This window comes from Rhizobium ruizarguesonis (assembly GCF_012349115.1).
Lineage (GTDB): Bacteria > Pseudomonadota > Alphaproteobacteria > Rhizobiales > Rhizobiaceae > Rhizobium > Rhizobium ruizarguesonis.
Genome location: NZ_PQIG01000001.1, coordinates 89685 through 111807 on the forward strand (window position 1 = coordinate 89685; position 22123 = coordinate 111807).

A 22123-nucleotide genomic window follows, 5' to 3' on the forward strand; every position below is an offset into this window, starting at 1 on the left:
CGGATCTGATCCATGGATATTGCCTATTTCACCAAGACCCTGGAGGGCCTGCCGCTCGAGAAGGCGGCCGGGATCACGGCCGGTTTGGGATTCGAGTGTGCCGATCTCCTTATTCGCGATGGCCATGCCGTTTCCCCAGACAGGCCGGAGGAGATCGTCAATGCCGTAAAGCTCTTTGCCGTGGCCGGCTTGCGCACCCCGATGGCGACCATCGATTCCACCCGGCCCGACGATGCCACATCCTGGCTTCTTAGTTGTTGCGGCGAGGCTGGCATCGGGCAGGTCCGGCTTGGCTTCTGGCGCTACGACCCGTCGCGGCGCTGGCAGGCCCAGGTCGATGAGGCGCGGCACGATCTCGACGGCTTCGAGCGCCTGGCCGAACGCTTCGGCATCAAGCTGACCATCCAGCTTCATGGCGGGACCCTGCACAGTTCGGGCGCGCTGGCCGTGCAATTGCTGGCCGGGCGTGATCCCATCAGGATTGGCGCCTATCCCGATCCGGCCAACCAGATTCGCGAGGGAAGCGAAGACTGGCGTCTGACCCTCGATATTCTCGAACCGTGGTTCTGCTGCATGGGCGTCAAGAACAGCGGTTGGTTCCCCGGCGCTTACGGAGCTCATGGCCAACGCGCATGGCATTCGGACTGGTACGGGCTCGACGAAGGCATGGTGCCCTGGAACGAAATCGTTTCGCATCTGGTGGCCACTGGCTTTGCCGGCGTGCTCTCGATGCATTCCCAATACCGCGTCTCCCGAGAGCAGGCGCTCGACAAGGTCCGCGCCGATCTTGCCCATCTCAGGCGCCTGGTCGCCGCAGCGAAAGAGTAGAAGCATGATTGAACAGGCTCCCGTTATCGCCGTACTGCTGACCGAAAAGACCCGCCGGATGATGCTGGACGATGCGGCGATTGCCCAGTTGAACGTCCTTGGCGAGGTGCGTTGGCCGACCGCCGCCACGATCGACGCAGCCGATGTCGACCAGCTGCTGCAGGGCGCCACGGCATGTCTCACCGGATGGGGCACGCCCCCATTCGATCCCGCCGCGCGTCAGCGCCATCCGCAACTCGCCCTTGTCGCCCATTCGGCAGGCAGCGTCCGCACACTAGTCCCGGCGCGTCTGTTCGACGATGGCATTCGCGTTACCCATGCCGCCTCGAAAATTGCCGCCTCGGTTGCCGAGTTCGTCGTCGCCGAAGCGCTTCTGGCGATGCGCGGCATTCATCGGCTGCATCATCAGTTGCGCGACGGCGGCGAATGGCTCGACGTCCGCGCCGCCGTGCCGCAGAGATTACTTGGCGCCAGAACGGTCGGCATCGTCGGCGCCGGATATGTCGGGCGGGCGGTCATGCGGCTGCTCGTTCCATTCGGTTGCCGCGTGCTGGTCGTCGATCCGTTTCTGAGTGATAGCGAGGCCACGGCACTCGGCGTTGTCAGTGCCGGGCTGGACGATATGCTGGCTCAAAGCGACGTGATCTCGCTGCATGCGCCTGTCTTGCCGGAAACGCGCCGTATGATCGGCGCCCGCGAACTGGCGCTATTGCGTCCCGGCACGCTGTTCATCAACACGGCGCGCTCACAACTGGTCGACGAAACGGCACTGCTCGCCGAAATCCGCTCCGGCCGTTTCGAGGCGGCCTTGGATGTCTTTGACGACGAGCCGCTGCCTGCGGATAGCCCCTTCCGCGACCCCGCAATGGCCAATGTCACCATTTCGCCGCATGCCGCCGGTCACACTGAAGAGGCGCATTTCGCCCAAGGCCAGGCCATGGTGGACGAGATCGGCCGGCTGCTTCGCCGGGAACCGCTCCATCACGAAGTGTCGCGCGCCATGCTCGACCGGATGGCATGATCGTGGACAGTAACATTGGAGGTTCCGTGACGGCGCCGCGCATCAGAGTGATCGAGATCGACGCCTTCGAGCGCGATATCAGGCTGCGCCTGCCGTTCCGCTTTGGTGCGGCAACCCTCGAAAAGGCGCCGCAAGCCTTCCTCAGGGTCCGCGTCGAGGATGAAGAGGGACGAACCGCCCTTGGCGCGGCCGCCGAGATGATGGTGCCGAAATGGTTCGACAAGAACCCGGTGCTGACGCCGGCGCAGAATGTCGATCAGTTGCGCACCTCGATCCGCACCGCTGCGGCTGCTTCGCTCGAACCGTCTGCGCCGGCGACATTGTTTGCCACCGCCCGTCTGAACGAGATGGAGACTGTTCGGCGCCTGCCTGGAAATCCATTGGCGGCCGGTTTCGGTCCGTCGCTCATCGCTCGCGCCGCGCTCGATGCTTATTGCCGCCTGGCAGGCATTTCCTTCTTCGATGCGGTGCGCCGCAACCTCGTCGGCATCGGCGGTCCCATGCTGCCCGGCGATATCGACGCGGACGCCGCCTCGGCGATGCTCGCCAGCCTTCGCCCTGCCGGCGCGATCTCGGCCCGGCATACGATCGGGCTTGTCGATCCGATCAGCGAGGGCGATATCGTCCATCCCGTCGGTGACGGCCTGCCGGAAAGCCTCGAGGCGGTGATTGCCCGCTATGGCAACCGCTGGTTCAAGATCAAGCTTTCGGGCGCGATCGATGTCGATATCGACCGCCTGACGCGGATCGCCGCCGTGCTGGACCTCCTGCCCGACTATCGGGTGACGGTCGATGGCAACGAACAGTTTGGCGCCGCCGAACAGCTTGCCGCCTTGCTGGCGCAAATCGAGGCGACCCCCCGGCTGGCGCGGTTGCGCGCGGCCATTGCCTTTGTCGAGCAGCCGTTCTCGCGCGCGATCACCATGGAAACGCCGCTGGGGGACCTGGCGGCGCAATTGCCCTTCCTGATCGATGAGAGCGACGACGGCGACGGCGCCTTCGCCGCCGCCAGGCGGCTCGGTTATACCGGCGTCTCCTCGAAAACCTGCAAGGGCATTTACCGCTCGCTCATGAAGGCGATCCGCATCAGAACCGGAACCGCGCCGGGACTGTTCCTCTCGGGCGAGGATCTGACCTGCCAGGCGGGGCTTGCCGTGCAGCAGGATCTGGCGCTGGTCTCCTTGCTCGGCCTCTCTCATGTCGAGCGCAATGGCCATCACTATGTGGCAGGCATGCAGGGTGCGCCGCAGGCCGAGAAGGCGCGCTTCGCCGCGGCCCATCCTGATCTCTACGAGCAGGGTGGTGACGGACCGCTCCTGTCGATCCGCGACGGACGGATAGCCATCGCTTCGCTGGGGGCGGTCGGCTACGCAAGCGGCGCCTTGCCCGATTTCGAAGCGATGCCCCCATTGTCATGACGCCCGGCAATGTTCAGCATGAGATAGGGCGTGCTGCCCTGTTTAACTGTTCGATCTGTCCGGCAAACGCGCCCTGATCACCCGGAGCATCGATCACCCCGTTCCTCCAATTGAAATGTCGTCCAGTAGAGCATGACGCTCTATTCGAACGTTTTCTGCGCGGCCTGATTGGATCCCGGGACTTAAGAAAACAGCAATTGAGATATAATTCTTTGAATCAAGCTTCAGCAACCACCGCCAAATCTCGGCAAATATGATTTTCCGCTCCGCGAAGCGGCAACGCAGAATATTGCGATGTGCCTTGGACACACGACACTCCGGATTGAACTGAGATCGAACTCTAATAGCCGCGTGGACGTTAAGCGCGGTTAAGGAAGTGTAAAGTTTGGTAAAGGTTCTTTCTGCGATGCGGGCGAGGTACGCTGTTGGCAGAGAAGATGTAGGACGCGCAGGCGGCGCGAGGCTGCCTGCGAGGGAACACGTCCCGCGGTCTCGTTCCGCGAGCGAGAGCGGCAGAGCCATCAGAAGCGTGAACGGCTGCAGGAAGTCGTGAAAGAGCAGGACGAGGATCGCATAGATGCAGAACACGCCGATCGCCATGGCGAGGCCGAAGCTCTGAAACAGCTCCGAACTGCGCTGAAGTTTGCCCTGTTCGACGAGAGTGACGCCCGACGCTCGTCAATTCGTCGGCGACTTGCGGTCGATCAGCGAAAAACCGGGCTATCTCTCCACAGGGTTCCAGCCATGAGCTCTGCATATCCGAGATTGTAGACGGCGCACATGTACTGAGTGTTGAACGGATCGAGCATGGAATAGGGAACTTGCACGTCGATCGATGCGAGGTGGAAATGCGCACCCGTCAATTTTGAATAGTTATAGAGCGCCGTCAGCGCGCTCTGCGTCTGGGATTTGACGAAAATAGAGAACGCTCTTGCGATCACGGATAGCGTTGTGTCGGGCGTCTTGGCAAATTCGGGCATGAGTGCATTGTTGACGATTACGTAAAAATTAACGGCCGTCCGCTTTGCCGGGCCGAGGCGATGGGAGCTCGTCAGGAGCGCCTGCGGGAGCATCAGCACCTGAGAGGCCGAACCTCCATCCGAATGCATTTCCTCGAAGCGGTGTCCTCCGGATTCGGCCTTTATCATCACCGCCGGATAAACGCCCCGTATGCTTGCCGAGGCTACCATGATGTCCTGAAACAGCCTCAGCGCATCCGGCCGACCACTGGCTGCGATGGCGCCCATGTTCCAAACAACGGCTCTCTGCGTGTCGAGGTTGGTCGTCAGGACGAGGAGGCGGCGGCCCTTGCAATGCTCGGCTGCAACCTGCCGCAGGATTGCCGGCGTGATGAATTGCTCGATCATTCGCCGCAAAGGATCGGCTTTGAGCAAGCTCGGACCAATCAATCCGCTGGCTCGCTTGCTGCTTGCAAGCTCTTCGGCGACGCCGCTCGTGTAGAGGTGCACCAGAGTGTCGTCATAGGCCGATCCGAGAAATGCAAAAGGCGCGATCAGGGCCCCCGTGCTTACACCAGTCACGATATCGAACCGAGGACGGGTTTTCGTTGCGCTCCACGCGGAAAGGACGCCGACGCTGAAGGCGCCGCCGGCGCCGCCACCTGAAATCATCAGCACGTCGACGCGATCCCGCTTGGTCGCCGGCTCCCAATCGATATCTTTCGGCGCTTCGTCGAGCCGAGCATCCAGATATGTCCGAATCTCGCCATAACCGGCAATCGAAGCCGTTTCCGCCTCCTTCGCATCGAGCGCTCTGTCCATGGTCTCGGTGCACCCAGGTAAGACAAAAGCGAAAGAGAGCAAGGCGATCAGTACTCGCATCGGGCCTGTTTTCAAAGCCAAAGCCGTTTCAACGGTCCATTATCCGATCGCCTCCCTGGCGCATAATTCCTGAAATCGAAATTCTCTTTAGGAATTATGCAGAAATTCAAAGGGTTACAGCGTCCTTTGTGCGTCTGAAAGACGCTCGACGCTGTAGTGGTGGCAGGACGCGCAGGCGGCGCGAGGCCGCCTGCGGGGGTACACGTCCCGCGGTCTCGTTCCGGGGGAGGGAATTCGACCGAAGAGGTTGCCATGAAGGTCGTCGGGCGTCGCCCGCATCGGGCGCGCGACCATCTGGCCGATAGCTCGCCGAGAGGAGGTCATCTCTGAGCTTGCCCTCGCTTCGAAAGCTCGGGCTTGAAGGCGATCGCTGCTCGATCGTTGGATGCCTGCGGTTCCGCGTCGGTGGTGTCAGGCCCGGTCCGGTGAACGAGGCGCTTGAGCGCTTCGTTGAGGTCGTCGACGAAGGTGAAGATGACAGGGATGACGACGAGGCTGAGCAACGTTGACATCATCACGCCGCCGATCACCACAATCGCCATCGGCTGCCGGAAGCTGGAATCGCCGCCCGTCAGGCTGAGTGCAACCGGAAGCATGCCGCATGCCATGGCGATCGTGGTCATGATGATCGGTCGTGCGCGCTTGTGGCAGGCATCCACGAGGGCATCGAACCGGGGCATGCCCTGACGGCGCGACATGATCGCGTATTCGATGAGAAGGATGGAGTTCTTCGTCACCACGCCCATCAGCATGAGCAGCCCGATGACGGCCGACATCGAGAAGCTGGTTCCGGTCACCACCAGGGGCACCAGCGCGCCGCCGAGCGAGAGCGGCAGAGCCATCAGAAGCGTGAACGGCTGCAGGAAGTCGTGAAAGAGCAGGACGAGGATCGCGTAGATGCAAAACACCCCGATGGCCATTGCAAGGCCAAAGCTTTGGAACAGCTCCGAGCTGCGCTGAAGTTCGCCCTGTTCGACGAGAGTGACGCCCGACGGCAGATGCTGAAGTGCCGGCAGCGCCTGCGCCTCGCGGTTGACGTCGCCCAGGATGCGGCCGTTGAGCTCGACGGAAAGAGTAACATTGCGCATCCGATCGATGCGGTCGATCTCCGACGGGCTGCCGCCGATCCGGATATCGGCGATCGATCCGAGATCGACATTGCCGTTCGTTCCTGCCACTCGCATGTTCTTGATGTCGTCGAGCTTCGTGCGTGTCTCGGGGCTGAAGCGAACGACGATCGGAACCTGACGCTGCGGCAGGTTGAGCTTTGGCAGATCGGCGGAGTATTCCCCATCCGTCGCCACCCGCACGGCTTCGGCGATGGCGCTCGAGGTCACCCCGAGCGCTGCTGCGCGGGCGAAGTCGGGCGTGATCTGGATTTCCGGCGCCTGCCTGGCTGCGGTCGATGTCACCGCGCCGATGCCCTGCAGCGTGCGCAGCTGCTCTTCAAGCGCCGTACTTGCGCTGTCAAGCGCATTGGCATCATCACTGGCAAGAGTGATCTCCAGCTTCGTACCGTTGCCGCCGCCGCCGACTGCGATCCGCACACCGGGCAGAACCGAGAGAGCCTGCCGGATGTCGTTTTCGATTTCCGACTGCTTGCGGTCACGCTCGCCGATGGGCGACAGCACAGCGACGATCGTAGCGGATCCGACACTGCTCGTGGTGCTGGAGTCGGGGCCACCGCCCGAGGATGCGGAACCGACCGAGGAAAAGACATGTGTCACGTCCTGGAGCTTGCCGATGATATCGGCCGCCTTCGTGGTCGTGGCGTCCGTCTGCTCGATAGTAGCACCCGGGTGCATGGTGAGCGTGATCTGGGCTCGCGCATCGTCGGAAGCGGGCAGGAAGCCGGATTTCAGGAGTGGGATGGTGGCAAGCGAAAGTGCGACGACGATGGCAGTCACGGCCACCGTGGTTTTCCTGCGGTTCATGGCGGCTTTCACGATTGCAAGATAGGCGCGCATGATGCGGCCGTCCTTTTCCTCGCTCTGATGGGCCTTCATGAAATAGGCGGCCATCATCGGTGTCAGCAGCCGGGCGACGACGAGCGAGACGAGGACCGCCACGGCGGCAGTGATACCGAACTGGCGGAATATAAGTCCCGGTATACCGCTCATGAAGGCCGTTGGCAGGAAGACCGCGACCAGCGTGAAGGTGGTCGCGATGACGGCGAGTCCGATCTCGTTGGCCGCCTCCAGAGCGGCGTCGATCGGCCGCTTGCCCATCTGCAGGTGGCGAGCGATGTTCTCGACCTCGACGATGGCATCATCGACAAGGATGCCGACCACGAGCGACAGTGCCAGCAAGGTGACGACATTCAGGCTGAAGCCGGCCAGATACATGACGAGGAAGGTCGGTATGACCGACAGCGGCAGCGCCACGGCCGACAGGATCGTCGCACGCCAGTCCCGAAGGAAGAGCCAGACGACGATGATCGCCAGGATCGCGCCTTCGTACAGCATGCGCATGGAACCATCGTAGTTATCGATGATCGGCCCGAGCGTGCTTTAGGCCTCCTCGATCTGCACGTTGGGATGCTTGGCTGCGAACTGTTTCATCGCCTCGTCGACGTCGGCCGCGACACTGCTGTCCGAAAATCCGTTCGAGCGCTTGATCTCGACCGCGACCACCGGCTTGCCGTCGAGATAGGCCATCGAGGACCGCTCCGCGAAGCTGTCCGTGACGGATGCGACATCGTCGAGGCGAACCTGCTGCCCGTTGGCCAGGGGAATTCTGAGCTCCTTCAGAGCATCGACCGACGCCACCGCACCGAGCGTGCGCAATGTCTGACGGGTGCCGCCAATCTCCCCAAGGCCACCTGATGTATCGGCCTGAACCGACTTCAATTGCGCCGACACAGTGGTCGCCGTCACGCCGAACGCGGCCATCGTCGTCGGATCGAGGTCGACGTGAACCTCGCGGTCGACACCGCCGATGCGATTGACCTGTCCGACGCCCGGTACCGACAGGAGCGCCTTGGTCAGATCGTTGTCGATGAACCAGGAGAGCTCGGTTTCATTGAGGACGGCAGACCGGATGGCATAGGTGACCAGCGCCGAACTCTGTACGGTGACTTTGGTGACGCTTGGCGTTTGCATCTGCGCCGGCAGATCGGCCGTTGCGCTGTCCACGGCGTTGCGGACCTCGTTCAGGGCCGTTTCGCTGTCTTTCTCCAATTTGAAGGAGACGCTGATTGACACCATGCCGTCGGTTATCGTCGTGGTGACGTGGTCGAGATAGCTCAGCGAGGCAAGATTGTCCTCGATCGTGCGGGCGACCTCCGTCTCGAGCTGCGCCGGTGCGGCGCCATCGAGCGTCGCGGTAATTTTGATGGTCGGGAGGTCCATATCGGGGAAGTTCTGGACCGACAGATGCTTGAAGGCCAACAAACCGCCGACGGCAAGCATCGCAAAGAGCAGGATCGCCGGTACCGGATTGCGGATCGAAAATGCGGAAAAGTTCATCAACCTTCTCCCGCAATCTTCACGAGATCGTTGTCCGACAGAAACGCTCCGCCCGACGTCACCACTCTCGCCGAGAAATCTATGCCGGAGACGATCTCGACTTCGCCGTCGGTGCGGCGGCCGGTCTCGACCCGCACCCGTCTTACCCGCTTGTCCTCGCCGGACGTGAAGACGTAGTTTATGCCGTCACGGAAAACGATCGCTGTCTCCGGAACCGTCAGCGCCGGCGTGGTCGTCAGTTCGATGGCGCCGGTGACATAAAGACCGGTGCGCGGCTGAACGTCCTGGGGAAGCGCGACATAGACGATCGCCCGGCTTGTATTGGTGTCGATCGAAGGTCCGACGAGCCTTACCTTGCCCTGAATGGGACGCCCGTCCGGCCCGTCGATGTCGACGCGCAATCCTTCCGAGATGCGTGAGAGGTAGCGGGCCGAAACTTCGGCCTGCCATTCGACCCGCTGCTGGCGGACCAGGCGAAACAATTCGGTGCCCGACGAGACGACCGCGCCGAGTTCGGCCGATCGCGAGGTTATCAGGCCGTCGTCGACGGCCGTGACGGTCGTCTGGTCGAGCTTGATCTTCTGGCTGTCGAGCGCCGCCTCTTCAGACGCAAGACTTGCCGTCGCCGTCTGTTCGTCGGCGAAATATTCGACAATCTTCTCATCCGAAAGGGCGCCCGAAGAGCGGAGCTGCCGAGCCCGGTCCGCATTGGCCTTCGCCTTTGTCAGGTTTGCCTGAGCGGTCACGACGGCCGCCTCCTGCTTGCGAAGGTCGGCCTGGACGCTGTCCTGCGACAGCCGGACGAGGGTCTGCCCCTTCTTGACCACGGAGCCGACGTCGGCCAGGATTTCGGTTACGCGCAGGCCACTCGTCTCGGAAGCGATGATCGCTTCCTGCCAGGGCTTCAGCCAGCCGCTTGCGGGAACGGTTTCCGGCCAGTCTCGTTGCGCCGGCGTCACCAGCGAGACGGTCAGGGCGGGTGCGGCGGATTGATCCGCCATGGCATTGCGCAGGGGAAGCAGGAGCGCTGCCGCAACAAGAGCGGCAGCGAATATTCTGGGCGGGTTTCTCAACGATGCATTCCTTGTGGTCGAAGGCATTGGTGCCTTTTCCCGAGCTGTGCCAACTCGATGAAGGATTGCGGCTCATGTGGAGGCAACCCGATCCTGGCTCGCGGTGATGTCATGGCAGGATAAGTAACGGGGTGAACGTTAAGTGCGGTCAAGTTAGTGTTAAGTTAGGTAAAACCCGGTCGCGCGGCTGTGTTTGTGCTGTATGGCTTACCCGGAACAATGACGGACGAAGCGAATGAACAAGGTTCTCCTCATCGACGACGATGCCGAGCTGACGACGCTTCTGCAGGAATATCTGGTCGAAGAAGGATATGAGGTCGTCACCGATACGGACGGTCGCGCCGCCATTGCGGCGGCGGCCGGCAATACGGTCGATATTATCGTGCTCGACATCATGATGCCTCGGATGAACGGGATCGAGGTTCTGCAGAGGATCAGGAAGCTCAGCCAGGTCCCGGTGCTAATGCTGACCGCAAGGGGCGATGACGTCGACAGGATATCGGGTCTCAATCTGGGCGCCGACGACTATGTGCCGAAGCCATGCTCGCCGGGCGAACTTGCGGCGAGACTGCGCGCTATCCTCCGCCGGGCGGGCCAGCCGGCGGCCGGCGCGACGACCGACACGATAAGGGCGGGAAAACTCGTGATACATCCGAGCAGCAGGATCGCCGAATGGCGCGGCGAAAGCTTGGAACTGACCGGCACGGAATTCAGCCTGATCGAGGTCCTGGCCCGTAGCGCCGGCCAGCTCGTGTCGAAGCAGGACATTTCGAAGCGGGCCTTCGGCAAGCCGCTGACCCCGTTCGATCGCCGTATCGACGTTCATATCAGCAGCGTTCGTCAGAAGCTCGGACTGAGAGAGGACGGACAATCCTGGATCCAGTCCGTTCGCGGCCAGGGCTATCAACTTCTCGTGGACTGACCATGCCCCGGCTTTTCTGGAAATTCTTCACGACGATCTGGCTGACGATGGCGGCGACAGTCGGCGTGATCTTCCTGCTCGTCAATTTCCTCCAGGGGGTTCCTTTTGCGCGCGAACTGGAGGAAGAGCGGCGAGCGATCGCCCTGAATCTCACCGCAAACGTGCTCGCCAGAGACGGCGAAGATGCCGCCGCGCATTTCGTGCGCACAAGCGAAGAGACGCTACCGTCTGGTCTGACGATCTCCAAAACTGCGAAAGCCGATGCCTGTGCGGTTCCAAAGACCGTCGATACAAGATCCGTCCAGAAGGACGGGGTTTGCTATCAGATTTCCCTGCCGGTCCAGGCGACGTTCACCTTCGACAACATTGGTCCCTTCATACCGTGGCTCGCGATCCTGATTTCGAGCACGATATCGGCAGGTGCACTCGCCCGGTACCTCATTCGTCCCGTCGTGCATCTGCGTGATGGCTTGAGCGCGCTCGCCCATGGCCGCTTCGACTTCCGCATCGGTGACAAGATGGCCGGCCGAAAGGACGAGGTTACCGCGCTTGCTCATGACTTCGATTCCAGCGCCGCCCGGCTTCAGGAGCTTCAGGATGCGCAGCAGCGGTTGTTCCATGATGTCTCCCACGAACTGCGTTCGCCTTTGTCCCGCCTGCAAGCCGCTGTCGGCGTCCTGCGGCAGAGCCCGGCGAAACTCGGCGCCATGCTGGACCGCATGGATCGGGAGGTCGAACGGCTCGATGCACTGGTCGGCGAAGTTCTGACGCTTGCCAGGTTGACTGCGGGATCCAGCCGGCCGCTGAAAACGCACACTCTTGATGTCATCGAGCTCCTGAACGAAATTCTCGGCGATGCGGCATTCGAAGCCCAGGCGCGGGAGGTCTCAATCACAACCAGTGTCGAGGGCGTCTTCCGCGCAGAAGTCGAAGGCGAACTGATCTACAGGGCGCTCGAAAACGTCGTCCGCAACGCCGTCAAGTACACGGCCGAGCATTCGCGCATATCAGTATCTTGCGAGACGACGGACGAGCGGCTCAAAATCTGTGTCACCGATCAAGGGCCAGGTGTCAGGCGGGACGAACTCGAACGGATCTTCCAGCCGTTCTCACGCGGAAACGAGGCTGTACCGAGAGGCGGATATGGCCTGGGTCTTGCAATCACCAGGCAGGCCATCGAGCGCCATGGCGGGCGTGTGCATGCGTCGTTGCCGGATGCCGGAGGTCTGGCAATCACCCTGGAGCTTCCCAGAAAACCGACGCCCTATGGTTCGGTTGACCACCAAGCCTGATCCGGCTCCCCGCGATTTTACCTAACTTTACAGTGTCTTTACCGCCATTAACGTTGGCGCCGCTAAGCCTGAACCTACGATCCCGGTTCAGAAAGCTCGCCAGTGACTCCGTCGCTCTGCACAAGAATATCATCCCTCCGCTACGCCGCATCGGCATTCACGCTTCTGCTGGCGGGCTGCGTCAGCGGCCCGGAGCACGTTCCCCCGCAGATGCCGCTTCCTGCCAAATTCCAAGAGGGCGGGAGCAAGAGCAACGGCGATGTCGTGGCGGCGCAGTGGTGGACGGCCTATCGTGACAAGCAGCTCGATGGCCTGGTGGCTCATGGTCTGAGCGAGAACCTCGATGTCCTGCAGGCGCTCGAGCGCATCAATTCGGCTTCCGCCAATGTCACGGTTGCCGGTGCCGGTGGCCTGCCGAGCCTCGATGTCAGCGCATCGCACACCGTGTCCGGTGAGAAGGGTTCGCAGCGTACGACCATCGGCACCACGAACACGACAGGTGGCGAGGCCAGCCTTTCCTGGCTGCTCGACTTCTTCGGCCAATACCGTCGCTCGAAGGAGAGTGCGATTGCCTCGCTGGGGGCCGCCTATGCAACGGCCGACAATGCAAAGCTCACCTTCCTGAAAGACCTGGTCGAGAGCTATATCGACGCCCGCTATTACCAGGAGCGCATCGCGCTTTCACAGGCGAGCTTGAATTCGCGCCAACAGACTTACGAACTCACGCAGCTGCAGCTCAAGGCAGGTGCGGCCTCCCGCCTCGATGTCGTTCAGGCCGAGGGTCTGGTACAGTCGACAAAGTCCGACATTCCTGGCCTCCAACAGAGCTTCACCGAATCGGCCCATCACATTGCCACTCTGCTCGGGATGCCGGCGGCCTCGCTGATGGGCGAACTGCAGAAAAGCGCCGGTCAGCCGGTTTTCCGCGGCGACATTCGCGCCGGCATTCCGGCCGACCTCATCCGCAACCGTCCCGATATCCGCAAGGCAGAACGCGACCTGGCAGCGGCCGTCGCCGATATCGGTGCTGCCGAGGCCCAGCTTTATCCATCGATCTCGCTCTCCGGGTCGATCTCGCCGAGCTGGGTCAAATCATCGGGCGCCAGTGGCGGAACTCTGACCAGCTGGTCGTTCGGACCGACGCTCAACCTGCCGATCTTCGACGGCGGCAAATTGCGGGCGAATGTCGATATCGAAAAATCCGATGCCAGGACCCAGTATCTCGCCTGGAAAGAGGCGGTGCTGAACGGGGTCGAAGAGGTGGAAAACGCGCTGTCGGCGGTTCGCCACGACACGCAGACACTGGCGCCGCTGCGCAGGCAGGTGCAGACGGCTGAGGAATCGCTCGCGCTTTCAACGACGAGCTATAAAGACGGCGCCTCGTCGCTGCTTGACGTCCTGGACGCTCAACGTTCGGTCTCCGATGCCCAGGCAAGCCTTGCAGCCACCGTGCAGGAGGTTGCCAAGGACTATGTGGATCTCTATGTCGCCATCGGCGCCGGCTACCTGACAGAACAAGGGCAGAATGCTCCCGAGCGAATGGCGAAGTCAGACTAATTGGCCGTAGACAGTCAAGCGAGCGGCTCGCTGGCTATCGGCCTGATATCTCCAGGATGCGGAGGGCAAGCTTGAGATGCGGCAGGTCCAGCATGCGTCCGTCAAGCTGGATGACGCCCGCGTCGGGCCTGGCGGCAAAGGCGGCGGCGACTTTCTCTGCCCAGGCGATCTCGGATGCGTCCGGCGTGAAGGCGTGATTGATCGTTTCGACCTGGCTCGGATGGATGGCCATCATCCCGGAAAAGCCGTCGCGCCGGGCTCGGCCGACATAGGCCCTGAGACCGTTGAGATCGTGGAAATCGGGATAGACGGTGTCGATTGCCGGAACGGCGGCGGCATGGGCCGCGAACAGCGTGAGCGAGCGGGCAAGCTCGTAGGGCGGCGTGTAGCGGCCATCCGTCCTGCGCGCGGTCGTAGCCCCCATCGCGGCAGACAGATCCTCAGCACCCCAGGTCAGGCCGCAGAGGCTGCTCGCGACATCCCGGTAGCTGCCGATCTCGAAGATCGCGGATGGCGTTTCGGTTGCGATCGGCAAGATGGGAATTGCAGATGCAAGAGAGCCTGCAAGCTTCAGCACCGAAGCAGCACCCTGGGCCTTCGGCAGCACGATCGCGAAAGGATGAAGGCCGCTCAAAGCGGCAAGGTCGCCTTCGAATTCTGGCGAGGCGAGGGGATTGATGCGGACCAGGAGAGGGGTCTCGCCGGCATGATGCAAGACGAATTCGTGCACGCTTTCACGCGCTTTCGGCTTGTTTATGGGCGCAACCGAATCCTCCAGGTCGAGAATGACGGCATCGGCGCCTGAGGTGAGCGCTTTTTCGAAACGCTCCGGCCGGTCACCGGGCGCAAAGAGTAGCGAGCGCAGCCTCATGACGGTTTCACCTTCAGCATTGCCGTGCGCAGGCACTGGCAGACGATCTCGCCGCGCTGGTTCAGGGTGATATGCCGGAAGGTGGCGATGCCGGCATCGGGGCGGGAGTTCGAGCGACGCAGCTCCATCACCTCCGTTTCCACCCGCAGCGTATCGCCGATAAAGACCGGCTTTGGCATCGTCACCTTGTCATAGCCGAGATTGGCGACGAGCGTACCGAGCGTGGTGTCGCCGACCGAGAGGCCGACGGTGAGCGCAAAGGTGAAGGTGCCGTTGACGACGATCCGGCCGAATTCGGTGCCGGCCGCATAATCGGCATCGAGATGCAGCGGCTGCGGATTGTGGGAAAGCGTCGTGAACAGCAGATTGTCGGTCTCGGTGACCGTGCGGCGGATGTCGTGGGCGATGCGGTCGCCGACCGTCCACTCGTCGAAATAACGGCCGGCCATCAATCCTGCTCCTTCACAATGCTGACGACCAGCTGGTTTTCCGAGACCCTGATCCCCGAGGAAACCTGCAGCTTTTCGACGATGCCGTCGAAGGGCGCACGCAGAGAATGTTCCATTTTCATCGCTTCGACTGTCAGCAGGCGGTCCCCCTTGGCGACACGATCGCCTTCGGCGACATCCACCGAAATGACGAGGCCGGGCATGGGAGAAAGGATCGCGCCATCGCCGGCACCCTGACTTGCCTCGACTTCGCTTGCCACGGGCAGGCTGATCGGCCAGGCATTGCCGGCGTCGAAAAGCACCGTGGTTTCACCGATCGTGACGGCATTTGCCTCAAGCTCCGGACGTGACTGCCCCCAAAGGAGTTGCTCGCCGATACGGATGCGCACCCTCTTGTCATCCGCGCCGGCGATGCGGAATCCGGCAAGAGCGGACCAGGGATCACCATCCGTATTTCTTGAAAGCACCGTGGCCGCCGTGTCGATTGCGATTTCGCTCAGCTTCGTTGCCACAAGGCTATCGCCATGGCGGTCGAGGAAGCCGGTATCGATCCGAGCTGCGCAAAAATCCGGGTCGACGGCGATGCGGGCGAGAAGGCCGGCATTGGATTTGACCGGCCAGACCTCGATGCCGGCGCAGGCGGCTGCGAGCTTCGAAAGTGCCGCCTCGCGGTTCGACCCATGGACAATGATCTTGGCAATCATCGGGTCATAGAAGGCGGTGATGTCATCCCCTTGCTCGACGCCGCTATCGACACGGACGGCCTCCGGCAGGCTGAGATGTTCGAGCCGACCGGTCGAGGGCAGATAGCCGGCGGCAGGATTTTCGGCATAGAGGCGGGCTTCGAACGCCCAGCCGTTCATGGCGATCTCGTCCTGCAATTTCGGCAGCGGTTCGCCGCTAGCGACCTTCAACTGCCAGAGCACCAGATCCTCGCCAGTAATTGCCTCGGTGACCGGGTGTTCCACCTGGAGGCGGGTGTTCATCTCCATGAACCAGATGCGATCTTCGCGAAGGCCTTCCGAGGCATCGGCGATGAATTCGATGGTGCCGGCGCCGACATAATTCACCGCTTTTGCGGCTTTCACTGCCGCATCGCAGATTGCCGCGCGCGTTGCGGCATCGAGGCCGGGGGCAGGGGCCTCCTCGATAACCTTCTGGTGACGGCGCTGCAGCGAACAGTCACGTTCGAAGAGATGAACGCAATTGCCGAGCGTATCGGCGAAAACCTGCACCTCGATATGGCGCGGATTGGCAATATAGCGTTCGATCAGAACGCGGTCGTCGCCAAAGGAAGCGGCCGCTTCACGGCGACAGGAGGCGAGAAGTTCGGCGAAATCTTGCGCGCGCTCGACGCGGCGCATGCCCTTGCCGCCGCCGCCAGCGACCGCTTTGACGAGCACGGGATAACCGATGGTGTCCGCCTCGGCCGCCAGCCTTTCTTCGCTCTGGTCCGCGCCCATATAGCCGGGGGTGACGGGCACGCCTGATGCCTGCATCAATTCCTTCGCCGCGTCCTTGAGCCCCATCGCCCGGATGGCGGCGGGCGGTGCGCCGACCCAGATTATGCCTGCCTTTTCCACCGCTTCGGCAAATCCGGCATTTTCCGAAAGGAAACCGTAGCCGGGATGGATCGCCGCAGCGCCGGTTTTCCGGGCGGCCTCGAGGATGCGGGTCTGAGAGAGATAGCTTTCGCGGGCCGGCGAGGGGCCGACGGCGATCGCCTCGTCCGCTTCCCTCACGAAGGGCAGGCCGGCATCGGCCTCGGAATAGACGGCGATGGTGCGGATGCCGAGCACCTTGGCCGAGCGGATGATGCGGCGGGCGATTTCGCCCCTGTTGGCAATGAGAAGACTTTCCATCATACCGCGCCTCACATCCTGAACAGGCCGAAGCGCGGCCCTTTCGGGATCGGCGCATTCAGGCAGGCGGAAAAGGCAAGGCCGAGCACATCCCGGGTCTGGCGAGGGTCGATGATGCCGTCGTCCCACAGGCGAGCCGTGGCATAATAGGGATTGCCCTCGGCCTCGTAGCCGGCGCGGATCGGCGCCTTGAAGGCTTCCTCCTCTTCAATAGACCAATTCTCACCGCGCGCCTCCATGGAGTCTCGGCGGATGGTGGCGAGCACCGAGGCCGCCTGTTCGCCGCCCATCACGCTGATGCGACTGTTCGGCCAGGTGAAGAGAAAGCGCGGGCGATAGGCGCGGCCGCACATGCCGTAATTGCCGGCGCCGAAGCTGCCGCCAATGATGACGGTGACCTTCGGCACGCTCGCGGTTGCGACCGCCGTCACCAGCTTTGCCCCATCCTTGGCGATGCCGCCGGCCTCATAGCGGCCGCCGACCATGAAGCCGGAGATGTTCTGCAGAAAGAGCAAGGGTATGCGGCGCTGGCAGGCAAGCTCGATGAAATGCGCGCCCTTCAGCGCGCTTTCGGAAAACAGCACGCCGTTATTGGCGATGACGGCAACGGGCATGCCCCAGATGCGGGCGAAGCCGCAGACCAGCGTGGTGCCGTAGAGCGGCTTGAACTCATGCAGTTCCGAGCCATCGACGATCCGGCCGATGACCTCGCGCACATCATAGGGCGAGCGTACATCCTCCGGGATCAGGCCGCAGAGATCCTCGGGATCGAGTTTCGGCGGCCGTGGCTTCTGCAGGTCGATATCAATGGCCTTCACGCTGTTGAGAGTGGCTGCGATATCACGCACGAGCAGCAGCGCATGTTCGTCGTTTTCGGCGACATGATCGACGACGCCGGAGCGGCGGCCATGGGTTTCGGCGCCGCCGAGCTCTTCGGCTGAAATGATCTCGCCGGTCGCGGCCTTCACCAGCGGCGGGCCGGCGAGGAAGATCGTGCCCTGATTGCGCACAATGACCGTTTCGTCGGACATGGCGGGCACATAAGCGCCGCCGGCCGTACAGCTTCCCATCACGCAGGCGATCTGTGGGATTCCCTCGGCCGACATCTGCGCCTGGTTGTAGAAGATCGCGCCGAAATGGTCGCGGTCGGGAAAGACTTCGGCCTGATGTGGAAGATTGGCGCCGCCGCTATCGACCAGATAGAGGCAGGGCAGGCGGTTCTGCAGGGCGATCTCCTGCGCCCGCAGATGTTTCTTCACCGTCATCGGGAAATAGGCGCCGCCCTTCACCGTCGCGTCATTGGCGACGATCATCACCTCGCGGCCGGAAACGCGGCCGATGCCGGCGATGATGCCGGCGCCTGGCGCCTCGTCATCATACATGCCGTTAGCGGCCAGCGTGCCGATCTCCAGGAACGGGCTGCCGGCATCGATGAGCAGCTGGATGCGATCGCGCGGCAGGAGCTTGCCCTTGCCGGTATGGCGCTCGCGCGCCGTTTGTGATCCGCCCTCGCGCGCTTTCGCCGAACGATTGAGGAGTTCGTCGATCAGGGCTTTATTCTTGCTGGCATTGGCCTTGAAGCTGTCGCTGTCGCGATCGATCGCAGTCGAAATCACCGTCATGATGCGATGAGCTCCCGGCCGATCAGGTAGCGGCGGATCTCATTGGTGCCGGCGCCGATATCGTAAAGCTTGGCGTCGCGCAAAAAGCGTTCGACCGGCCATTCCTTGGTATAGCCGGCGCCGCCGAGCGCCTGGATCGCCTCCAGCGACACTTTCACGGCGTTCTCGCTGGCGAAAAGGATCGCGGCAGCAGCATCCGTGCGCGTCGCGCGGCCGGCATCGCAGGCGCGGGCGACGGAATAGACATAGGCGCGCGCCGAATTCAGCGCCACATACATGTCGGCGATCTTGCCCTGCATCAGCTGGAAATCGCCGATCGCTTTGCCGAATTGCTTGCGATCGCGAACATAGGGCAGCACGACATCGAGGCAGGCTTGCATGATGCCGAGCGGCCCGCCGGCAAGCACGGCACGCTCATAATCGAGGCCGGACATCAGGATCTTCACGCCTTCTCCCTCCCGGCCCATCAGCGCCTCGGCCGGCACCTCGCAATCCTCGAACACCAGTTCGGCCGTATCGCTGCCGCGCATGCCGAGTTTGGAGAGCTTCTTGGAGACGCTGAAACCGGGCAGGCCTTTCTCGATGATCAAGGCGGAAATGCCTTTCGGGCCGGCTGCGGGATCGGTCTTGGCATAAACGACCAGCACGTCGGCATGCGGCGCGTTGGTGATCCAGAACTTGGTGCCGTTCAGAATATAGCGGTCGCCTTTTTTCTCCGCACGCAACCGCATGGAGACGACATCGGAACCGGCGCCGACCTCCGACATGGCGAGCGAACCGACATGTTCGCCGGAGATCAGCTTCGGCAGGTGGAGGCGCTTTTGTTCCGGCGAGGCCCAGCGGCGGATCTGGTTGACGCAGAGATTGGAATGGGCGCCGTAACTGAGCCCCACGGAGGCCGAGGCGCGCGAAACTTCCTCCATGGCGACGACGTGATCGAGATAACCGAGACCGGCGCCACCGAATTCTTCCTCGACGGTGATCCCATGCAGGCCGAGCGCACCCATCTCGGGCCAGAGCTGGCGTGGAAACGTGTTGCTTTCGTCGATCTCCGCAGCCAGCGGAGCAATATGATCGGCGGCAAACCGCGCCGTCGTTTCACGGATCGCGTCCGCGGTTTCGCCGAGCGAAAAATCAAACATGGCACTCCTCCCGCTGAAATATGTAGCGCGGGTTGCGGCAGGGTCAAAGTGCCCTTGAATGATGCGGCCGAAGAACCTTGCGAATTCTTGGCGAGGGCGCGTGAGCGCCATTTTCTTGAAAATATGGAAAATATGGAATATATGGAAATCAAACCGGAGACGATGATCATGCGACAGTTCACGACAGGTGATCTCAATAAACAGATTGGTGATGTCACCGATGTCGCGAGCCGCGAGCCGGTTATTCTTACCCGCCACAACAAACCACGTTTCGTGCTGATGAGCTATGAGCACTATCAGCGAATGCGCAGCGGCGGGGACCCGCGTCGTGCCCATCATATTTCGGAGATGCCGGACGAGCATGCCGAATTGTTCGGCGAGGCGATTGAGCGGATGGCGCACGGTGAAGGCTACGACGATGAGCCATGAGTTTCGCCCGGGCGAGGTGATAACCTATCCCTATCTCTGGGCATGGCAACAGCAGCGTGGTGAGACCGAGGGGCGCAACAGCGCCCAGTCTGTGTCGTCATCGCCATCCGCAGTGCGAGCGATGGAAACACGCATCTCGTCCTTCTGGCAATCACCACACAGTCGCCGGAGGTGGGAAGGGTTGCGCTGGAAATTCCCGATATCGAACGCCGGCGCGCCGGTCTCGGTGATCTCAAACAGAGTTGGATCGTCGTCGACGAATACAATTACGATATCGTCGAGCGATCCTGGTACATCGAGCCTCATCAGGCGGTTCTTGGCCGCTTCAGCAAGTCGTTCACGATGAAGGTTGCCGCCATGTTCGCGAAAGCGCGAGGCCAGTCAGGGCGGGTCAACCGATTCGACTGACATGCCCTCGATTTCCGCTCCGTCCCGCCGAAAGCCCTCGGGGCTCTTGCCCACCCATTTGCGGAAGGCCCGGAAGAAGGCGCTCGGCTCGGAATAGCCGAGCTGCACGGCAATCTCACCGATGGTCATCGACGTGTTCAGCAGCAGTTCGACGGCGAGATCCCGGCGGATGTCGTCCTTGATGGCGGCATAGCTTTGTCCCTCGTCGTGCAGGCGGTGGCGGAGCGTGGAGGGCGGCATGCGCATATCGGCGGCAAGCTCGGCAAAACTCCGCCACATGGCAGGCGTTGCCTGGTTCAAGCGCCGGCGGACGGCGGCGGCGATGCCGGCATCATAGCGGTAGCGCACCAGAATATTGGCGGGTGCGCCGCGCAAGAATTGCTTCAAGGCCTGTTCACTGCGTGAGATCGGCAGATCCAGCAAGGCGCTGTCGAAGCCGAGCCGGCTGATGGCTTGCGAGAAACGCACCGGGGCGCCGAAGAAGAGCCGGTAGTCCGCCCCTTGTTTGGGTTCCGCGCAGCGGAAATCGACAAGCCGGATCGGAATGCGCCGGCCGACCAGCCAGCAGATGATGCCGTGCAGGATGATCCAGTAGGTGCGGTAGGCGAAGGCCGAACGCGGGCCGCCGGCGTCGCTGAGCTCGATCTCGGCCAGACCGTCGCGGATGACGAGCCGTCCCCGGGGGTCGTCGAGCACGACATCGAGGAAGCGCAGCGCCCGGCGGAGCGCTTGACCCAGCGTCGGCGCATGCAGGACAGAGTGGCAGAGCAGCGTGAAGCTGCCGCTACGCATCGGCCGTGCGCCCATGCCGAAGAATTCATCGTCGAGCTCGGCGGCGATCGCCAGCCAGAGCGCGCCATAGGTCTCCGCCGAAACCGGCTGATCGACCGGGGATGCCAGGCCGACGCGGGCAAGGACCGGCGCCGTCGGCTTGCCGAGCCGCCGCAGGCTGTCGAGTGCCTCCTCCACGAAGCCTGGCGCGATCATGCGTCGCTCGATCTCGGCCATTCTATCCTCGCTATGGCAAAACTGGCCGAAATAATGGAGCAGTTCTGTCATCGCTTGCAATAGGTGGAGCGAATAGAATCGTATCCGTCGGTTGCGCTTGGAGGGGGTGCGGTCGGCAGGGAGGAAGACATTCATGCTGATCCGTGGAGCAAGTTTCATCGTGACCGGCGGCGGCTCCGGCTTGGGTGCGGCAACAGTGCGCGCGCTTGTGGAGGCCGGCGGGCGCGTGACGATTGCCGATCTCAATATGCAAGCGGGCGAAGAGATTGCCCGGGAATTCGGAAGCGATGCCCGCTTCGTCAAGGCCGATGTAACCGATGGCGAGGAGGGGGCTGCGGTGGTTGCCGCTGCCGTCGAAGCCTTCGGCAGCCTGCGCGGTTTGGTGAATTGCGCGGGCGTGGCGCCGGCCGAAAAGGTGATCGGCCGCGACGGACCGCACCGGCTGGAGAGTTTTGCCCGCACGGTCGGCATCAATCTCATCGGCACGTTCAACATGATCCGGCTGGCCGCCGCAGCGATCCAGACGACCGAGCCGGATGCGGAAGGCGAACGCGGCGTCATCGTCAATACGGCCTCGGCTGCAGCCTTCGACGGCCAGATCGGCCAGGCAGCCTATGCCGCCTCCAAGGGCGGGGTGGCGGCGATGACCTTGCCGATCGCCCGCGAGCTTGCACGTCACGGCATTCGCGTCGTGTCGATCGCACCCGGCATTTTCGAGACACCGATGATGGCTGACATGCCAGCCGAGGTTCAGGCGGCGCTCGGCAAGAGCGTGCCCTTTCCGCCGCGGCTCGGCCGTCCGGCGGAATTCGCCGGGCTGGTGCATCATATCTTTGAAAACAACATGCTGAACGGCGAGGTCATCCGCCTCGACGGCGGATTGCGGATGGGCGCGCGCTGAGCGCGTTGCCCA

The 22123-nt window shown here is 62.4% G+C and carries 17 protein-coding genes and 2 pseudogenes; 9 read left to right on the plus strand and 10 right to left on the minus strand.

Annotated elements, in window-relative coordinates:
* The first annotated feature begins 12 nt into the window (after window positions 1-12).
* The 3 genes from C3Y91_RS00440 to C3Y91_RS00450 are packed head-to-tail and all read left to right on the plus strand — an operon-like array spanning window position 13 to window position 3267.
* Window positions 13-828 carry a sugar phosphate isomerase/epimerase family protein gene (locus C3Y91_RS00440; protein WP_027688887.1) on the plus strand — a complete coding sequence of 272 codons (816 nt, stop codon included), beginning with the start codon at window positions 13-15 and terminating at the stop codon, window positions 826-828.
* A gap of 4 nt (window positions 829-832) precedes the next feature.
* Window positions 833-1849, plus strand: coding sequence for a hydroxyacid dehydrogenase (locus C3Y91_RS00445; protein ID WP_027688886.1), 1017 nt, complete (start codon window positions 833-835; stop codon window positions 1847-1849).
* Window positions 1846-3267 (plus strand): enolase-like domain-containing protein, encoded by a 1422-nt coding sequence (locus C3Y91_RS00450; RefSeq protein ID WP_130663050.1) that lies wholly within the window; start codon window positions 1846-1848, stop codon window positions 3265-3267. The genes C3Y91_RS00445 and C3Y91_RS00450 overlap by 4 nt, the downstream gene beginning before the upstream one ends.
* Before the next feature lie 93 nt (window positions 3268-3360).
* Here the strand turns inward: C3Y91_RS00450 and C3Y91_RS00455 are convergent, their stop codons facing one another.
* The 4 genes and pseudogenes from C3Y91_RS00455 to C3Y91_RS00470 form a co-directional block, all read right to left on the minus strand.
* Window positions 3361-3867, minus strand: coding sequence for an efflux RND transporter permease subunit (locus C3Y91_RS00455; protein WP_027688884.1), 507 nt, complete (start codon window positions 3865-3867; stop codon window positions 3361-3363).
* Between the two features lie 104 nt (window positions 3868-3971).
* Window positions 3972-5108 carry a patatin-like phospholipase family protein gene (locus C3Y91_RS00460; RefSeq protein WP_168574869.1) on the minus strand — a complete coding sequence of 379 codons (1137 nt, stop codon included), beginning with the start codon at window positions 5106-5108 and terminating at the stop codon, window positions 3972-3974.
* 320 nt (window positions 5109-5428) lie between these two features.
* A pseudogene (locus C3Y91_RS00465) lies at window positions 5429-8575 on the minus strand (efflux RND transporter permease subunit).
* Window positions 8575-9675, minus strand: coding sequence for an efflux RND transporter periplasmic adaptor subunit (locus C3Y91_RS00470; protein WP_085065875.1), 1101 nt, complete (start codon window positions 9673-9675; stop codon window positions 8575-8577). The pseudogene C3Y91_RS00465 and the gene C3Y91_RS00470 overlap by 1 nt, the downstream one beginning before the upstream one ends.
* A gap of 208 nt (window positions 9676-9883) precedes the next feature.
* Between C3Y91_RS00470 and C3Y91_RS00475 the strand changes: the two genes are divergently transcribed.
* The 3 genes from C3Y91_RS00475 to C3Y91_RS00485 all read left to right on the plus strand — a co-directional run bounded on the left by C3Y91_RS00475 (window position 9884) and on the right by C3Y91_RS00485 (window position 13419).
* Window positions 9884-10570, plus strand: coding sequence for a response regulator (locus C3Y91_RS00475; protein WP_018071821.1), 687 nt, complete (start codon window positions 9884-9886; stop codon window positions 10568-10570).
* 2 nt (window positions 10571-10572) lie between these two features.
* Window positions 10573-11862, plus strand: a complete 1290-nt coding sequence (locus C3Y91_RS00480; protein ID WP_018071822.1) for a HAMP domain-containing sensor histidine kinase — start codon at window positions 10573-10575, stop codon at window positions 11860-11862.
* A gap of 102 nt (window positions 11863-11964) precedes the next feature.
* A complete protein-coding gene (locus tag C3Y91_RS00485; RefSeq protein WP_018071823.1) occupies window positions 11965-13419 on the plus strand; it encodes an efflux transporter outer membrane subunit in 1455 nt (484 codons plus the stop codon).
* 34 nt (window positions 13420-13453) lie between these two features.
* On the opposite strand, the gene C3Y91_RS00490 is transcribed toward C3Y91_RS00485, so the two are convergent.
* Genes C3Y91_RS00490 through C3Y91_RS00510 form a run of 5 tightly spaced genes read right to left on the minus strand, consistent with a single transcriptional unit; the run spans window position 13454 to window position 19365 of the window.
* Window positions 13454-14290 carry an HpcH/HpaI aldolase/citrate lyase family protein gene (locus C3Y91_RS00490; RefSeq protein ID WP_168574870.1) on the minus strand — a complete coding sequence of 279 codons (837 nt, stop codon included), beginning with the start codon at window positions 14288-14290 and terminating at the stop codon, window positions 13454-13456.
* Entirely contained in the window at window positions 14287-14739 is a 453-nt protein-coding gene (locus tag C3Y91_RS00495; protein WP_018071825.1) for a MaoC family dehydratase, read from the minus strand. Before C3Y91_RS00495 ends, C3Y91_RS00490 begins: the two co-directional genes overlap by 4 nt.
* Window positions 14739-16604: an acetyl/propionyl/methylcrotonyl-CoA carboxylase subunit alpha gene (locus tag C3Y91_RS00500; RefSeq protein ID WP_027688879.1), complete on the minus strand. Its 1866-nt coding sequence runs from the start codon at window positions 16602-16604 to the stop codon at window positions 14739-14741. Before C3Y91_RS00500 ends, C3Y91_RS00495 begins: the two co-directional genes overlap by 1 nt.
* An 8-nt stretch (window positions 16605-16612) precedes the next feature.
* A complete protein-coding gene (locus tag C3Y91_RS00505) occupies window positions 16613-18223 on the minus strand; it encodes a carboxyl transferase domain-containing protein (RefSeq protein WP_027688878.1) in 1611 nt (536 codons plus the stop codon).
* Window positions 18220-19365, minus strand: coding sequence for an isovaleryl-CoA dehydrogenase (locus C3Y91_RS00510; RefSeq protein WP_027688877.1), 1146 nt, complete (start codon window positions 19363-19365; stop codon window positions 18220-18222). Before C3Y91_RS00510 ends, C3Y91_RS00505 begins: the two co-directional genes overlap by 4 nt.
* Window positions 19366-19533: 168 nt before the next feature.
* On the opposite strand from C3Y91_RS00510, the gene C3Y91_RS00515 reads away from it, so the two are divergent.
* Window positions 19534-19794, plus strand: a complete 261-nt coding sequence (locus tag C3Y91_RS00515; RefSeq protein WP_027688876.1) for a type II toxin-antitoxin system Phd/YefM family antitoxin — start codon at window positions 19534-19536, stop codon at window positions 19792-19794.
* Window positions 19784-20202: pseudogene (locus C3Y91_RS00520) on the plus strand (hypothetical protein). The gene C3Y91_RS00515 and the pseudogene C3Y91_RS00520 overlap by 11 nt, the downstream one beginning before the upstream one ends.
* Here C3Y91_RS00520 and C3Y91_RS00525 read toward each other — a convergent pair.
* Window positions 20176-21261 (minus strand): AraC family transcriptional regulator, encoded by a 1086-nt coding sequence (locus C3Y91_RS00525; RefSeq protein ID WP_027688875.1) that lies wholly within the window; start codon window positions 21259-21261, stop codon window positions 20176-20178. The pseudogene C3Y91_RS00520 and the gene C3Y91_RS00525 sit on opposite strands and share 27 nt — an antisense overlap.
* An 82-nt stretch (window positions 21262-21343) precedes the next feature.
* Between C3Y91_RS00525 and C3Y91_RS00530 the strand changes: the two genes are divergently transcribed.
* Window positions 21344-22111 (plus strand): 3-hydroxyacyl-CoA dehydrogenase, encoded by a 768-nt coding sequence (locus C3Y91_RS00530; protein WP_168574871.1) that lies wholly within the window; start codon window positions 21344-21346, stop codon window positions 22109-22111.
* The last annotated feature ends 12 nt before the right edge of the window (window positions 22112-22123 follow it).

Coding starts and splice junctions, on each gene's coding strand:
- C3Y91_RS00450 (WP_130663050.1), top strand. CDS start 1,846: ATGATCGTGGACAGTAACATTGGAGGTTCCGTGACGGCGCCGCGCATC.
- C3Y91_RS00505 (WP_027688878.1), bottom strand. CDS start 18,223: ATGACGGTGATTTCGACTGCGATCGATCGCGACAGCGACAGCTTCAAG.
- C3Y91_RS00440 (WP_027688887.1), top strand. CDS start 13: ATGGATATTGCCTATTTCACCAAGACCCTGGAGGGCCTGCCGCTCGAG.
- C3Y91_RS00445 (WP_027688886.1), top strand. CDS start 833: ATGATTGAACAGGCTCCCGTTATCGCCGTACTGCTGACCGAAAAGACC.
- C3Y91_RS00490 (WP_168574870.1), bottom strand. CDS start 14,290: ATGAGGCTGCGCTCGCTACTCTTTGCGCCCGGTGACCGGCCGGAGCGT.
- C3Y91_RS00470 (WP_085065875.1), bottom strand. CDS start 9,675: ATGCCTTCGACCACAAGGAATGCATCGTTGAGAAACCCGCCCAGAATA.
- C3Y91_RS00510 (WP_027688877.1), bottom strand. CDS start 19,365: ATGTTTGATTTTTCGCTCGGCGAAACCGCGGACGCGATCCGTGAAACG.
- C3Y91_RS00500 (WP_027688879.1), bottom strand. CDS start 16,604: ATGATGGAAAGTCTTCTCATTGCCAACAGGGGCGAAATCGCCCGCCGC.
- C3Y91_RS00515 (WP_027688876.1), top strand. CDS start 19,534: ATGCGACAGTTCACGACAGGTGATCTCAATAAACAGATTGGTGATGTC.
- C3Y91_RS00480 (WP_018071822.1), top strand. CDS start 10,573: ATGCCCCGGCTTTTCTGGAAATTCTTCACGACGATCTGGCTGACGATG.
- C3Y91_RS00530 (WP_168574871.1), top strand. CDS start 21,344: ATGCTGATCCGTGGAGCAAGTTTCATCGTGACCGGCGGCGGCTCCGGC.
- C3Y91_RS00525 (WP_027688875.1), bottom strand. CDS start 21,261: ATGACAGAACTGCTCCATTATTTCGGCCAGTTTTGCCATAGCGAGGAT.
- C3Y91_RS00455 (WP_027688884.1), bottom strand. CDS start 3,867: ATGGCGATCGGCGTGTTCTGCATCTATGCGATCCTCGTCCTGCTCTTT.
- C3Y91_RS00475 (WP_018071821.1), top strand. CDS start 9,884: ATGAACAAGGTTCTCCTCATCGACGACGATGCCGAGCTGACGACGCTT.
- C3Y91_RS00495 (WP_018071825.1), bottom strand. CDS start 14,739: ATGGCCGGCCGTTATTTCGACGAGTGGACGGTCGGCGACCGCATCGCC.
- C3Y91_RS00460 (WP_168574869.1), bottom strand. CDS start 5,108: ATGCGAGTACTGATCGCCTTGCTCTCTTTCGCTTTTGTCTTACCTGGG.